Source organism: Streptomyces sp. JNUCC 64, from assembly GCF_054484115.1.
In genome coordinates, this window is record NZ_CM137015.1 from 3,662,445 (window position 1) to 3,675,493 (window position 13,049).

The 13,049-nt window shown below is 74.1% G+C and carries 13 protein-coding genes and 1 pseudogene; 8 read left to right on the forward strand and 6 right to left on the reverse strand.

Annotated features, from left to right (window positions below):
• Window positions 1-62: 62 nt before the first annotated feature.
• Window positions 63-1,514, forward strand: a complete 1,452-nt coding sequence (locus ACVWNX_RS14880) for a PP2C family protein-serine/threonine phosphatase (RefSeq protein ID WP_454414406.1) — start codon at window positions 63-65, stop codon at window positions 1,512-1,514.
• 172 nt (window positions 1,515-1,686) lie between these two features.
• Here ACVWNX_RS14880 and ACVWNX_RS14885 read toward each other — a convergent pair whose 3' ends face one another.
• The 4 genes from ACVWNX_RS14885 to ACVWNX_RS14900 all read right to left on the reverse strand — a co-directional run bounded on the left by ACVWNX_RS14885 (window position 1,687) and on the right by ACVWNX_RS14900 (window position 4,477).
• Window positions 1,687-2,028, reverse strand: a complete 342-nt coding sequence (locus ACVWNX_RS14885; protein WP_454414407.1) for a DUF2516 family protein — start codon at window positions 2,026-2,028, stop codon at window positions 1,687-1,689.
• A 150-nt stretch (window positions 2,029-2,178) separates the two neighbouring features.
• Complete coding sequence (locus ACVWNX_RS14890; RefSeq protein WP_454414408.1) at window positions 2,179-2,880, reverse strand: hypothetical protein; 702 nt, start codon at window positions 2,878-2,880, stop codon at window positions 2,179-2,181.
• A gap of 2 nt (window positions 2,881-2,882) precedes the next feature.
• The gene (locus ACVWNX_RS14895) at window positions 2,883-3,365 is read right to left on the reverse strand and encodes a helix-turn-helix domain-containing protein (protein WP_454414409.1); all 483 of its coding nucleotides are present in this window, start codon (window positions 3,363-3,365) and stop codon (window positions 2,883-2,885) included.
• A 149-nt stretch (window positions 3,366-3,514) separates the two neighbouring features.
• On the reverse strand, window positions 3,515-4,477 hold the full coding sequence (locus tag ACVWNX_RS14900) for an alpha/beta fold hydrolase (protein WP_454414410.1): 963 nt from the start codon (window positions 4,475-4,477) through the stop codon (window positions 3,515-3,517).
• Between the two features lie 194 nt (window positions 4,478-4,671).
• Between ACVWNX_RS14900 and ACVWNX_RS14905 the strand changes: the two are divergent.
• A pseudogene (locus tag ACVWNX_RS14905) lies at window positions 4,672-5,645 on the forward strand (helix-turn-helix transcriptional regulator); the annotation flags it as partial.
• 153 nt (window positions 5,646-5,798) lie between these two features.
• Window positions 5,799-6,626 (forward strand): MerR family transcriptional regulator, encoded by an 828-nt coding sequence (locus ACVWNX_RS14910; protein ID WP_454414774.1) that lies wholly within the window; start codon window positions 5,799-5,801, stop codon window positions 6,624-6,626.
• Window positions 6,627-6,767: 141 nt separating this feature from the next.
• Here the strand turns inward: ACVWNX_RS14910 and ACVWNX_RS14915 are convergent, their stop codons facing one another.
• Window positions 6,768-7,523, reverse strand: coding sequence for a hypothetical protein (locus tag ACVWNX_RS14915; RefSeq protein WP_454414411.1), 756 nt, complete (start codon window positions 7,521-7,523; stop codon window positions 6,768-6,770).
• A gap of 233 nt (window positions 7,524-7,756) precedes the next feature.
• On the opposite strand from ACVWNX_RS14915, the gene ACVWNX_RS14920 reads away from it, so the two are divergent.
• From ACVWNX_RS14920 to ACVWNX_RS14930, 3 genes are read left to right on the forward strand one after another with little or no spacing between them, the layout of a single operon-like run.
• Entirely contained in the window at window positions 7,757-8,689 is a 933-nt protein-coding gene (locus ACVWNX_RS14920) for an aminoglycoside phosphotransferase family protein (protein ID WP_454414412.1), read from the forward strand.
• A 27-nt stretch (window positions 8,690-8,716) separates the two neighbouring features.
• Window positions 8,717-9,136, forward strand: coding sequence for a helix-turn-helix transcriptional regulator (locus ACVWNX_RS14925; RefSeq protein WP_454414413.1), 420 nt, complete (start codon window positions 8,717-8,719; stop codon window positions 9,134-9,136).
• 10 nt (window positions 9,137-9,146) lie between these two features.
• Window positions 9,147-9,560: a VOC family protein gene (locus ACVWNX_RS14930; protein ID WP_454414414.1), complete on the forward strand. Its 414-nt coding sequence runs from the start codon at window positions 9,147-9,149 to the stop codon at window positions 9,558-9,560.
• Between the two features lie 276 nt (window positions 9,561-9,836).
• On the opposite strand, the gene ACVWNX_RS14935 is transcribed toward ACVWNX_RS14930, so the two are convergent.
• Window positions 9,837-11,024 (reverse strand): hypothetical protein, encoded by a 1,188-nt coding sequence (locus tag ACVWNX_RS14935; RefSeq protein ID WP_454414415.1) that lies wholly within the window; start codon window positions 11,022-11,024, stop codon window positions 9,837-9,839.
• Window positions 11,025-11,262: 238 nt separating this feature from the next.
• Between ACVWNX_RS14935 and ACVWNX_RS14940 the strand changes: the two genes are divergently transcribed.
• Both ACVWNX_RS14940 and ACVWNX_RS14945 read left to right on the forward strand, forming a co-directional pair.
• A complete protein-coding gene (locus tag ACVWNX_RS14940; RefSeq protein ID WP_454414416.1) occupies window positions 11,263-12,123 on the forward strand; it encodes a DJ-1/PfpI family protein in 861 nt (286 codons plus the stop codon).
• 233 nt (window positions 12,124-12,356) lie between these two features.
• Window positions 12,357-12,845: a MarR family winged helix-turn-helix transcriptional regulator gene (locus tag ACVWNX_RS14945; RefSeq protein ID WP_454414417.1), complete on the forward strand. Its 489-nt coding sequence runs from the start codon at window positions 12,357-12,359 to the stop codon at window positions 12,843-12,845.
• Window positions 12,846-13,049 lie beyond the last annotated feature (204 nt).

Here is a 13,049-nt window from a genome sequence, read left to right on the forward strand (position 1 = left end):
GTCTGGCGGTGCGTCGCTCGACGTCCCGCCGCGCCCTCGGGGGGAGGGAAGGAATCCAGACGATGCCCGCACCCGTACCGCGGCCACGCGCGATACCGGCCGTGGAGAACGACCCGGCCCATACGACGGCTCCCTCGGCCTCCGCGTCGGCGACCGCGCCGAGCGCGACCGCGGAGCCGGGGACGAGCGACGCCCGGACCTGTTCGGCGGCCTCGTCCGGCGGTGGTCTCAGCCTGCTGGTGATCGAGGACGACCCGGCCGGTTCGCTGAGCATCCCGGATCTGCTGGACTCCACCGGGAAACCGATCCGCATCCGCACCGCCCGCAACCTCACCGAGGCCGAGCGGCTCCTGACCGACGACGTCCACTGCATCCTGCTGGACCTGGCGCTGTCGCCGCCCCCGGGCTCCGCCGGGGCACGGCAGCGGGCCACGGCGGCGGGCGAGTCCCGTCCCGGCGGGGAGTCCCGTCCCGGTGCCGGGACGGGCGGTACGGGCGGGACGGACACGGCGGCGGCGCCGGACGAACTGGCCTCGCTCCGGCACGTCCTGCGCCTGGCGCCCCGGCACGCGGTGCTGGCGCTCACCACCTCCGGTGACGCCGAGCGGGGCGCGGAGGCCGTACGGGTCGGCGCGCAGGACTACCTGTTCCGCGACGAGCTGGACTCCCGGCTGCTGAGCCGCGCGATCCGGTACGCGGTGGAGCGCAAGCGGGCGGACGCCGCCCAGCGCAAGCTCACCGAGTCCCGGCTGCGGGCCCAGGAGAACGCCCGGCTGGAACGCGGGCTGCTGCCCAAGCCGCTGCTGGACGGCGCCCGGCTGAGCTTCGCCGCCAGCTACCTCCCCGGTCGCTCGCGGGCGCTGCTCGGCGGCGACTTCTACGACGCCGTGCGCACCCCCGACGGCACCGTGCACGCGATGATCGGCGACGTCTGCGGCCACGGGCCGGACGAGGCGGCGCTCGGCGTCGAGCTGCGCATCGCCTGGCGGGCGCTGACCCTGGCCGGGCTGTGCGGGGACGAACTGCTCTCCACGCTCCAGCAGGTCCTGGAGTACGAGCGGGGCAGCGACGAGATCTTCGCGACGCTCTGCGCGGTGGACATCGCGCCCGACGGCCGTCGCGCAGGACTGTCCCTCGCCGGTCACCCGTCCCCGCTGGTGGCCCGTCCCGGACGGCTCGCGGAGCTGCTCCCGTACGAGAGCGGCGGCCCCGCGCTGGGGCTGCTGCCGCGCGCCCGCTGGCCACGGCGCCAGGTCGAACTCGGCGGTACGTGGAGCCTGATGCTCTACACCGACGGGCTGATCGAGGGCCGGGTCGGCGACGGCAACCGGCGGCTCGGGCAGGAGGGCATGGTGGACCTCGTCCGCCGTCAGCTCGCCACCGGAATGCGCGGGGAGGAACTGCTGGACGCGACCGTGAGCGAGGTGCGGGACCTCAACGGCGGGGACCTCACCGACGACGTGGCGGTGGTCCTGCTGGACCGCGAGCCGGGTCCGGGCACCTCGGGGGACTGACGCCGCCCGGCGGTGTCCGACCGCACGTCACCCGTGCGCCCGGCCGGTGTCCGACCGCACGGCTGACGGCTGACGGCAGACGGCACGCGAAACGGCTTCGGGGGCGGCGAGGACGCCGCCCCCGAAGGAGCCGTACGAAGCGAGCGGTAGTGCGTGCGGGGCCGCGCGGAACTCAGCGGCCGCCGTTGTACGGCCCGTACGGGCCGTCGCTGCTGCTGCCGCCCCGACGGCCCCCGCGTCCCCCGCCGGAGACGGCCCGCAGCGCGGGGCGCACGTCCACGAAGAAGACGATCGTCGCGATCAGCCCGGCGATCTGCAGGAAGAGCATCGGGATCAGCAGGTTCACGGCGACGGCGATGCCCAGGATGATCATCCAGAACGCCTTGCTCTGCTTCTCGGCCGCGCGATAGGCGTCGTCGCGGGCGACGGCGGCCATCACCAGCGCGACCACGGCCATGATGAGCATGGCCGTGTAGAGCAGCCACAGCACATTGCCGAATCCCTCTCGGAGCACAGCGTTCACCACCCGTGTCGAAAACGTCCTACGCCGCCACCGTACCCGTTCGGCGGGCCGGGCACGCCGAACGGGTCCGGCCCTTCGCCCGCCCCGGCGGGCCGCCCCGGAGCGGCGGCCGTCGGCCCCGGGGCGGCGGGCCGTCCACCGTCATCCGGCGGGCGGGACGTCCTTGCGGGTCGAGGGCTTGCGGGTCGTGGTCCGCTTCGGGGCGGGCTTCTTCGCCGGGGCTCCGTGGGCGGCGGAGTCCTGGGCCGGGACGGTCCGGGCCGGGGAGGCGGGCCGGGCCCGGCCGGTGCGCGGCGCGGCGGCGCGGGGCGCGGGACGGTCGGCGTCCGGGTCGGAGGCCACGGGCGCGGACCCGCTGCCCGCACCGGCCGGGGTGCGCGGGGACCCGGGCTCCGCCTCGACCACCTCGGCGAAGTCGACGACGCCGTCGGCGGTCTCGCCCCGCCAGGTCCGCACCGTCCGCTCGCCGTGCTCCGCGACCTTCTCGTAGGTCTCACGGGCCTTGACGGCGTACTCGGCGGCGACGCCGACCCCGCGCAGCGCGAGGTCCTGGGCGGAGTCGCCGAGCTTCTTGAAGTCGCCGTCGAGCGCGGTGAGGAACTCGTTCACCTTCTCCTGGACGGTCGACTGGACCTCACGGGCCCGGGTGGCGGCCTTGTCCTGGACGGCCTTCGGATCGGCGTTGCGGACCGCCTCGATCCGGCCGGGGGCCTCCGCGCGGAGCTGTTCGACGAGGCCGGGCACCTTCTTGGCCTGCTGGAACGCCAGGTCGGCGGTGCCCGCGGCGAAGTAGAGGGGCGTCGGGTCGGAGAGGGTCTTGCGCAGGTCGTCGGTGATGGCCATGGTCAGCGGTCCTCCTGGATCACGTCGGGATCGGATGCGTCGTGGGTCGGCGGGGCGGGACGGTCGGCGGACGGGGCCCCGGATCCGGACCCGGGTATCGCGCCGTCCTCGGCGGGCGTCCGCGCGGGGCGGGGGCCGTCGGTGCCGTTCTCCTTGCGGAAGGACTCGTAGATCTGGAGCAGCACCTGCTTCTGCTGCTCGTTGATGGAGGGGTCACCGAGGATGACGGCCCGCGTCTCCAGTTCGTCCCGTTCCCGTTCGTCGAGGATCCCGGCCCGGACGTACAGGGTCTCGGCGGAGATCCGCAGCGCCTTGGCGACCTGTTGGAGCACCTCGGCGGAGGGCTTGCGCAGCCCGCGCTCGATCTGGCTCAGGTACGGGTTCGAGACGCCCGCGGCCTCGGCGAGCTGCCGCAGCGACAGCCGCGCGCCGCGCCGCTGCTCACGGAGGTACTCACCGAGGTTGCCGACGTTGAGCGATGCCATGGCCCTACCGTGCACCAACCTTGCTAACAATTGCAAGCGGATGCTTGCAGAAGTGCGCCGCGCGGGTGAGTCGCGCGGCGCACCGCCGTCAGCGCGCGTCGTCCCGCCGTCAGCGGGCATCACTCTGCCGTCAGCAGGCAGTCACGCCGTCAGTGGGCGTCCTGCCGCTCCAGCCACTCCAGCATCAGCCGGTTGACCTCCTCCGGCTCCTCCTGCTGGATCCAGTGGCCGCAGTCCAGGCTGACCACGTCCACCCGGGGAACGGACTCCGCCAGGTTCGGGGACTTCTGGACCGCGTCCCGGTCGCCGTAGATCATGAGCGCGGGCTGCCGGACGACCGGGTCCGCGTCCGCCAGCAGACGCCAGTTGCGGTCGAGGTTCCGGTACCAGTTCACTCCGCTCGTGAACCCCGTCGATTCGAAGGCGGAGACGAAGACGGCCAGTTCGTCGTCGCTCATGACGGGATCGCCGAGCGGCTTCTCCGCCCTGGCCAGCCCGATCAGCGGCATACCCGGCCGGGGCTCCCTCGGGGGCTCGTTCTTCCGGTACAGGTTGCGGAGGAAACGGAAGGCGTTCTCGTCGAAGACGGCGGCCGCGACGCCCGGCTTCCGGTTGAAGTGGACGAGGTGGGAATCTTCGCCGATCACCTCTTCCAGGAATTCGGTCCAGGGCTTCTCGCCGCGTTCCATGTACGGCACGCTCAGGTTGATCACCGCGTTCACGCGGTCCGGACGCAGCAGGGCCAGTCCCCAGACGACCATCGCGCCCCAGTCGTGGCCGACGAAGGTGGCGTCCTCGTATCCGTAGTGGTCGAGCAGGGCGACGAGGTCACCCGTCAGGTGCTCGATGTCGTACTCCGTCACCCCGGCCGGACGGGACGAGTTCCCGTACCCCCGCTGGTTCGGGACGATGACGTGGTAGCCCGCCGCCGCGAGGGCGGGCATCTGGTGGCGCCAGGAGAAGGCGTGCTCCGGCCAGCCGTGACAGAGCACGATGGGCTTTCCCGCGTTCTCCCGGCCCGCTTCGAAGACTTCGAGCTCCACTCCGTTGACCGGAATGAGAACGGGCTCGGGAAAATCGGCCGGATCGGCTGGATCGACTGGGTCGAACATTTCTTCTTTCCTCTTTCCATTCGTTTCGGGTACCCGGGCTCCATCCGTTTCGGACACCTGGGCCCCATCCGCTTCGGACAACCGGGCGGTGAATTCGGGTAGCGGTGCGGGGAACTCTTCCGCGAGGTCGCTTCGCCATCCTGCCCAGCCAAACCGGTCACCTCATGACCGGTTTGTGTGAAAGCGTCATCGGCATGCGAACCGACCGGCTGGTGGCCGTCCTCCTGCTGCTGCAACGGCGCGAGCGGGTGACGGCGGCGGAGGTCGCCCGGGAGCTGGAGGTCTCCGAACGCACCGCGCGACGCGACCTCGACGCCCTGGCCATGGCCGGGGTGCCCCTGTACTCGGTGCGGGGGCGGGGCGGCGGCTGGCGCCTCGTGGGCGGCGCCCGCACCGATCTGTCCGGGCTGACCGCGAGCGAGGCCCGCGCCCTGTTCCTGGTCGCCGGACCGGCCTCGGCCGCGACGCCGACCGTGAAGACGGCGCTGCGCAAGCTCGTCCACGCCCTGCCGGAACCCTTCCGGGGGCAGGCCGAGGCGGCGGCGTCGTCGCTGGTCACGGACCCACGGGGGTGGGGGGCCGACCGGATCGAGTACCCGCCGCCCCGCTTCCTCGACGAACTCCAGGACGCGGTGATCCGAGGCGTCCAGGTGCGGCTCGGCTACGTCGACCGCGAAGGCGCCGGGACCGAGCGGACCGTCCACCCGCTGGGCGTCGTCGCCAAGGGTCCGTCGTGGTACCTCGTCGCCCACACCGGGGCCGGTCGGCGCAGCTTCCGGATCGACCGCGTGTCGTCCGTCGCCCCGACCGGTGACCCGGTGCACCGGCCCGAGGGCTTCGACCTCGCCGGGAGCTGGCGCGAGATCGCCGACGAGGTCGACCGCAAGCGGACGCCCCTGGAGATCCGGGCGGTGTGCGTGCCCCACGGGATCGACCTGCTCCGGATGGCGCTCGGCGCGCGGCTCGTGGTGGGGGGTTCCGCCGCCGACGGCCGCGTCGAGGTCCTGATCCGTGGCCATGACGAGTACATGCTCGCGGGCGAACTCGCCGGGCTGGTGGAGTGGGTCGAGGTGACCGGCCCTCCGGGGGTCCGGGACCGGCTGGCCTCGATCGGCGCCGCGCTCGTCGCACGGTACGGGTGAGACCCCGCGCCCGGGGCGCCCGACACGTCCTGGAGTGTCGAGGGTGCCGGAGTGGCGCTCAGGCTCCGGCCGGGGCGTCGCGCGGCCGGGGTCCGGGCTACCGTCGGTGTGGTCACCGGGTGCCGGAAGGGGCGCGGGTTGACCCTCACACCGTGTCAGGCGTTGGACTCGGAGCCATCATGTTCACCATCGGAGACTTCGCCCGGCACGGCCGCGTCTCGGTCCGGATGCTGCGTCACTACGACGCGATCGGGCTGCTGCGCCCGGCCCATGTCGACCCCGCCACCGGCTACCGCTCCTACACCGCCGTCCAGCTCACCCGTCTCAACCGGGTCATCGCGCTCAAGGACCTCGGACTCACCCTCCAGCAGGTCCGGCGGATCCTGGACGAGGAGGTCAGCACGGAGGAACTGCGCGCCATGCTGCGGCTGCGGCGGGCCGAGCTGGAGGCCGGCATGGCGGCGACGGCCGCGCGCCTGGTCCAGGTCGAGGCGAGGCTCCGGTCGATCGAGAGCGAGGGGCGCATGCCCACGAACGATGTCGTCGTCAAGAGCCTTCCGGCGGTCCGGGTGGCGGAGCTGACCGCGATCGCCGCGAGCTTCGAACCCGAGGACGTGGGCCCGGTCGTCGGGCCCCTCTACGAGGAGTTGTTCCGGCGTCTGGAGGCGGCGGGCGTCACGCCCACGGGCCCCGGGATCGCCCGCTACGAGGACGCGCCGGAGGGCGACGGCCGGATCAGGGTGCACGCCGGGATCGAGGTCGCGGCCCACCTCCCCCTCCGGGACGACGCCTTCCGGGTGCTCGATCTGCCGCCCGTGGAGCGGGCGGCGACGATCGTGCACCGTGGCGCGATGGACACGGTGCTGCCCACGGCCCAGGCCCTGGCCCGCTGGATCGACGGCAACGGCCACCGGGCGACCGGATACCCCCGGGAGATCAGCCTGGAGTGCCCGCCGGACCGGGACGAGTGGGTGACCGAACTCCAGGCACCGGTGGCCGGGGCCTGACCCGCCCGGGACCGCCGCCCGGCTCCGGCTCCGGCTCCGGCTCCGGCCCTGGCTCTGGTGCCGAGGCCGGAGCCGGAGCCAGGGCCGGAGCCTGACCCACCCGGTGTCGGGTGACCGCGCGATCGCCGTCCCGGCGGCTCCTCACGGTGCGGCTGGCGGGGCGGGGACGATCCGGTCGGCGACGGAGAAGCGGGTTCCGCAGTCCGGGCACGTCGCGTGACCGAAGACGTGGGTCAGCGCGTGGGCGACCCGGTGCTGGCCGTCGGAGAGCGCCAGGTCGTGGAGACGTCGGCCGATGCCGTCCAGGTCCGCCGGGTCGGCCGGGAGCAGCGGCCTCGTCTCCACGTCCCCGTCCGCGAGGGCGTGGTCCTCGCTGGAGGAGAAGAACCCCCGCTCGCCGAGCACGACGAACAGGTCGGTCCGGCAGCCGGGGCAGTCGATCTGGTACTCCTCGTTGTCCAGGCCCCAGGCCAGTTCCTCGCTCCAGCCCACCACGCCCTCGAAGCCCAGCACCGCTTCCAGCAGGTGGACGTAGTCGGCGCCGTCGTGGTCGGAGGCCGTGCGGAGCCGCCGGTCCGCCGCCGTCAGGAGGCGCTGGACCTCCACGGCGTACCGCGCGCGGGGGTGGTCGGTCCCGTGCGGCGGACCGGCGGCCGCCATGATCGAGCCCGCCAGGCCCAGGGCGTTCACCGACTGCTCACGGTCGTCGGCTTCCGCCACGCCGGCCAGCCAGGGCAGCGCCGCGAAGCTGGCCGGGTAGACGCTGCCCTGATGGCACAGCGCCGACCACAGATCGTTCCAGAGCTCCGGCTCCGGTTCGGTGGCGATCCGGTCCAGCAGCGCGGGTATGCCGTCCGCCGGGCCGTAGGCGTGGTGGAGTCGCGACCAATCCGTCATGCGGGGATCCAAGCAGATCGGCGGCGCGCCGTTCCCGTCCCGGTCCGCCGGTAGTCCGTCGGTTCGTTCGGTAGTCCGTCGGTTCGTTCGGTAGTCCGTCGGTTCGCCGGTAGTCCGCCGGGTCGCCAGGTTGTCGGTCCAGCGGTCCAGCGGTCCAGCGGTCCGCCGGGCCAGCGGTCCACGGCCGGGAAAAGCGCTGGCCCCGGGCGCCCGTCACCCGTGAGACTCGCCCCGTGACGCTTCATGAGAACGAGGTCCCCGTGGACGAGTCCGTCGTCCGGGAGCTGCTCGCCGCGCAGCGGCCCGAGTGGGCCGGGCTGCCGTTGGCGCGTGCCGGGGCGGGCACCGACAACACCGTGTACCGGCTGGGCGACGAGCTGCTGGTGCGGCTCCCCCGGACCGCCGGGAACGAGGGGGCGGTGCGGAAGGAACGGGAGTGGCTGCCCCGGCTGGCGCCCCTGCTGTCCCGTCCGGTGCCCGAGCCCGTGCACGCCGGGGCGCCCACCGAGGCGTTCCCCCTGGTGTGGTCGGTGTACCGGTGGATCGACGGGGAGGTGGCCGGCCCGGACACCGTCCGGGACTGGCACGCCTTCGGGACCGACCTCGCCGCGACCGTACGGGAGCTGCACCGCGCCGGTCTGATGGGGGCGACCCGTACCGGCGACCTCGCCTGGTACCGAGGGGGCGAGCTGGGCCCGTGCGACGGATGGGTCCGCGAGGCGCTCGACGGCTGCCGGGCGCTCCTCGGCGCCGAGCTGGACGTCGACGCCCTGGAACGGGTCTGGCGGTCCGGCCTCGCGCTGCCCGCCCCCGCCGGGCCCCCGGGCTGGCTCCACGGCGACCTCAAGCCCGGCAACCTCCTGGTGCGGGACGGCGCGCTGCACGCGGTCATCGACTTCGGAGGGCTCTCGGTCGGCTTCCCCGACGCCGAGCACGCCGCCGTCTGGGACCTGCCCGCCCCGGCCCGGCGGGCCTACCGGAACGCGCTGGACCTCGACGACGCGACCTGGGCCCGGGCCCGCGCCTGGGCCGTCGCGGTGGCCGCCGTCGGCATCCCCTACTACTGGCACACCTTCCCCGCCTTCGTCACCGAGTGCCGGGCCCGCCTCGAAGCGGTCCTCTCGGACGACGACCCCGCCGTGACCGTCACCGTCACCGGCCGCTGAGTTCCGCCCGGGCGGTACCGTGAGGGGATGCTCCTCTCCGACCTCGTCCTGCTGCGCAGGGCCCGCGACCGGATGGACCGGGACTACGCCCAGCCGCTGGACGTGCCCGCGCTGGCGCGGAGCGCGCACATGTCGGCGGGGCACTTCTCGCGCAGCTTCCGCGCCGCCTTCGGGGAGACCCCGTACAGCTACCTCATGACCCGTCGGATCGAGCGGGCCAAGGCGCTGCTGCGGCGCGGGGACCTGAGCGTGACCGAGGTGTGCATGGCGGTCGGCTGTACCTCGCTGGGCTCGTTCAGCTCGCGGTTCACCGAACTGGTGGGCATGAGTCCGAGCGCGTACCGGGCGCTCGACCACGGCCCCGGCGCCGCCGTTCCGGCCTGCATCGCCAAGATCCGCACCCGACCGGTCAGGAACGGAGAAGCGGCATCGGCTCCCGGTCCGTAGCGTGAAGGACATGGACATCACGCTGGGACAGTGTTTCATCGCCGTCGACGACCACGAGAAGGCGCTCGCCTTCTACCGCGACGCGCTCGGACTGGAAGTACGCAACGACGTCGGCTTCGAGGGGATGCGCTGGGTGACCGTCGGTTCGCCCGCGCAGCCCGATGTGGAGATCGTGCTGGAGCCGCCGCTGGCGGACCCCGGCGCCACCGACGCCGACCGGCGGGCGGTGGCCGAACTGCTCGCCAAGGGGCTGCTGCGCGGCGTCATCTTCCGGACCGCCGACTGCGACACCACCTTCGAGAAGATCCGCGCGGCGGACGGCGAGGTGCTCCAGGAGCCGACGGACCAGCCGTACGGGGTGCGCGACTGCGCGTTCCGCGACCCGTCCGGGAACGTCGTGCGGTTCGTCCAGGCACGCGGTTAGCCCGGCTCACGGTCACGGGCCCACGTCGTCCGGCCCACGTCGTCAGGCTTCCGGTCGCTGGCTCACCTCGTCCGGCTCCGGCTTCCGGCTTCCGGCTTCCGCTGACCGTCCCGGCGCGGCTTCCGTCGTCCGGCCTCCCGGGTGACGGGCTTCCGGGCCGCCGCTTCCGGCACCGTCTCCGTCTCCTCGGGGGAGGGCGGAGACGGTGCCGTCCGTGTGGGCGGGGCCGGGAGCGGGCCCGGAGTGGGGTGTGGACTCCGCCGGGGTCGGGACGGGTCAGGACGGGGCGGCGGGCCCGCGTTCCGCGAGGGCCTTCGTGACGGCCTTGAGCGTCGGCCGGTGGACGAGCCGCGCCGCCAGCCGGACGAGTTCGGCGTGCGCGGCCCCACCGTCCGTACGGGCGAGGACGCGGACGGCCGCGCCCGCCACCCGGGGACTCCGGGCCCCCGTACCGGGCACCTTCCGCAGCGCGCTCCCGACCAGCGCGCCGAGCACGCCCGGGGCGTCCGGGCGCGACGGCAGCAGCGGAAGCGTCCAGAGCAGTCCGCGCAGAGCGGTGACGTTGTGCGCGTCGTACAGCTCGTTGGCGTTCTCCGGGCCGGAATCGGGCTTGAGGGGCAGGGTGCGGGGCCGGTCCACGAGCGCGAGCCAGTCGAGGACGGCGTCCCGCACCGCCGCCGGGTCGCCCGAGGCGTCGAGGACCGCGCGGGCGTCCCGCTCCCAGCGGGCCGTCGGCTTCGTCCCGGTGACGGTCAGCGCGTGCGCCAGCAGCGGGCGGGCGTCGAACCGGTCCTCGGCCATGGCGCGTTCGGCCCACGCCTCCCCCACGTCGAGCACCGGGTCGGTGAGGGTGGCGACGAAGTCGGAGACGAAACCGTCGAGGTAGTCCGTGGCCTCGGCGAACGCCACGGTGCGGCGGAGGGCGGCGATCGTGGCCGCGCCGAGCCGCCGTCCCTCGGCCAGTTCCTGCGCGGGCAGGGCCTCGAACGGGACGACGGGGTTCAGGACGTCGTACTCCCCCGCCTCCGCCACGTAGGCGGCGCGTTCGGCCGCCAGCGGAAGGTCCGGGAGGCCCCGGCCGACCAGGACGACGGAGCGCAGCAGCCCGGCCCGCCGGTCCTCGGCGGGCGCCGACCAGGGCGTGTCCGCCGCCTCCGGCCACCGCCGGGCGAGCGCGTCGAGGATCAGTCGCCGTCGGCGTTCGGGTAGCCGGGCGTACCCCTCCGACCGCCGGAGGAATTCCGGATACCCCTCGGGGCCGCCGACGGACGTGTCCACCAGCGCCCCGGCCACCCGGTCGCAGTCCCCCGAGAGGACGTGGGACGCCATGACCGGACCCAACAGCCTTCGCAGATGCTCGTGTTCGGCGCGATCGGCCGGTGCGGGCTCCCCCACGGCACCCGCCGTGCCCTCCTCGGGCGCGCCCCGGCCGCCGTCCGCCCGTACCGCGTCGTGGATCTCCATGCCACCGACCGTACGTCCCCCGACTGACACGCCCGATGTCCGTCATCACCCCTTCCACACAAGGGAGTTGGAGAAGGCGAAGGGAAATCCGGGGGAACCTCCGACCGGTCGCCGCCGACTACTGGTACGACCCGCCGCGAAGGCGGGGGTACGGGGACGGGGGACGAGGGACCGGGACGGCCGCCCGGACACGGGCCGCCACACACCGGGCCGTTCCCCACGAACGGAGGAGACCGGGATGACCAACGCACGTGCGCACGACCGCCGCCGGGTGCTGAAGGGCGCCGCCGCGGTGACCCTGGGCGGCGCGGGAGCGGCCGTCGGCGCCACGGGGACCGCCAACGCCACGGAGGCCGCGGGCGTCACGGAGAGCGCGGGCGTCACGGAGAGCGCGGGCGTCACGGGGGCCGCCGACGCCGCCAAGGCGGGCCCCGCCGCCGGACCGGGCGTCCCGCGACTGGACCTCGCCCTCCTGCTGTTCGACGGGTTCACCGCCCTGGACGCGGTCGGACCGTACGAGACGCTGTGCCGACTGCCGGGCGTCCGGGTGACGACCGTGGCGACCCGGCGCGGACCGGTGCGGACCGACACCGGCGAACTCTCCCTCACCGCCGAACGGTCGCTGCGCGAGGTGCCGCGCGCCGATGTGCTGGTGATCCCCGGCGGCGGGCAGCGGGGCACCCTCGCGACGATCGCCGACACCCGGACCCTCGCCTGGATCAGGCGGGTGCACCAGCACACCCGCTGGACGGCGTCGGTGTGCACCGGTTCGCTGATCCTCGGGGCGGCGGGACTGCTGAAGGGCCTGCCCGCCACCACCTACTGGGCCTCACGCGAGCACCTGAAGACGTACGGCGCGGTGTACACGCCCCAGCGGTTCGTGGAGGCCGGGAAGATCATGACGGGGGCGGGGGTGTCCGCCGGGATCGACATGTCCCTGCAACTGACCGCACGGATGTTCGGCGAGGACCTGGCGCGGGCGACGCAGCTGGCGATCGAGTACGACCCCGCGCCGCCGTTCGACTCCGGCAGCCCGGAGAAGGCCAGCGCGGAGATCAAGGCCCTGGCGATCCAGTTGCTCAAGGACTCGGCCACCTGACGGACCCGGGCCGCCGCCAGGGAGGGCGCGGCGGGTACGGCGCGCAGCCCGTACCCACCGCAACCCTCCCGTCCTGCAGGGGGTCCCGTCCCGTGCGCGGACCCGCCCTGCACGGGGTCCGTCCCGTCCCGCCGGGACGGGCGCGCTCCGTACGGGATGCGCCCACGAAGGACCCCAGATCATCCACTCGCGGATAATCCCGCACGGGACGAAATCTGGGTACCCTGGACGCCATGACCCTCACCGCGCCCGTCCGCACGGAACCGGACCTCTCGTTCCTCCTCGACCACACCAGCCACGTACTGCGCACCCGGATGGCCGCCGCGCTCGCGGAGATCGGGCTCACCGCGCGGATGCACTGCGTCCTCGTCCACGCCCTGGAGGCGGAGCGCACCCAGATCCAGCTCGCCGAGATCGGCGGCATGGACAAGACCACGATGGTCGTCACGGTCGACGCCCTGGAGGACGCGGGCCTCGCCGAGCGCCGACCGTCGCGGACGGACCGGCGCGCCCGGATCATCGCGGTCACCGAGGCGGGCGCGGAGCTCGCCCGGCGCAGCCAGGAGATCGCGGACCGGGTGCACCGCGAGGCCCTCGGCACCCTCCCGGACGGGGACCGCGAGACCCTGCTGAACGCGTTGCGCCAGCTGACCGAGGGGCCGCTGTCGACCCCCGTCGAGAGCCCCCAGCCGGTACGCCGGGCCCGGCGCTCGGCGAAGTAGCCCACCTCCGGAAGAAGCCCCGCCCGCCCCGCCCCACAGCACCCCGGGACGGGCCGCGACGCCACCTCCGACGGCCGTCCGGGGTACGACCGGACCCGGGGACCCGCTCCCGTCACGGCCGTCGCCCAGCCGACCGCCAACGCCTTCCCCGAACCCTTGCCGCACCCCGCCTGACCTGGCCTTTCGCCGCCCCACTCCCTACCG

Bases quoted from the DNA above. Each gene is read 5' to 3' on its own strand.
- ACVWNX_RS14900 (WP_454414410.1), bottom strand. From the start codon at position 4,477: ATGTTCGACCCAGTCGATCCAGCCGATCCGGCCGATTTTCCCGAGCCC.
- ACVWNX_RS14930 (WP_454414414.1), top strand. From the start codon at position 9,147: ATGGACATCACGCTGGGACAGTGTTTCATCGCCGTCGACGACCACGAG.
- ACVWNX_RS14925 (WP_454414413.1), top strand. From the start codon at position 8,717: ATGCTCCTCTCCGACCTCGTCCTGCTGCGCAGGGCCCGCGACCGGATG.
- ACVWNX_RS14915 (WP_454414411.1), bottom strand. From the start codon at position 7,523: ATGACGGATTGGTCGCGACTCCACCACGCCTACGGCCCGGCGGACGGC.
- ACVWNX_RS14945 (WP_454414417.1), top strand. From the start codon at position 12,357: ATGACCCTCACCGCGCCCGTCCGCACGGAACCGGACCTCTCGTTCCTC.
- ACVWNX_RS14935 (WP_454414415.1), bottom strand. From the start codon at position 11,024: ATGGAGATCCACGACGCGGTACGGGCGGACGGCGGCCGGGGCGCGCCC.
- ACVWNX_RS14940 (WP_454414416.1), top strand. From the start codon at position 11,263: ATGACCAACGCACGTGCGCACGACCGCCGCCGGGTGCTGAAGGGCGCC.
- ACVWNX_RS14910 (WP_454414774.1), top strand. From the start codon at position 5,799: ATGTTCACCATCGGAGACTTCGCCCGGCACGGCCGCGTCTCGGTCCGG.
- ACVWNX_RS14890 (WP_454414408.1), bottom strand. From the start codon at position 2,880: ATGGCCATCACCGACGACCTGCGCAAGACCCTCTCCGACCCGACGCCC.
- ACVWNX_RS14895 (WP_454414409.1), bottom strand. From the start codon at position 3,365: ATGGCATCGCTCAACGTCGGCAACCTCGGTGAGTACCTCCGTGAGCAG.
- ACVWNX_RS14880 (WP_454414406.1), top strand. From the start codon at position 63: ATGCCCGCACCCGTACCGCGGCCACGCGCGATACCGGCCGTGGAGAAC.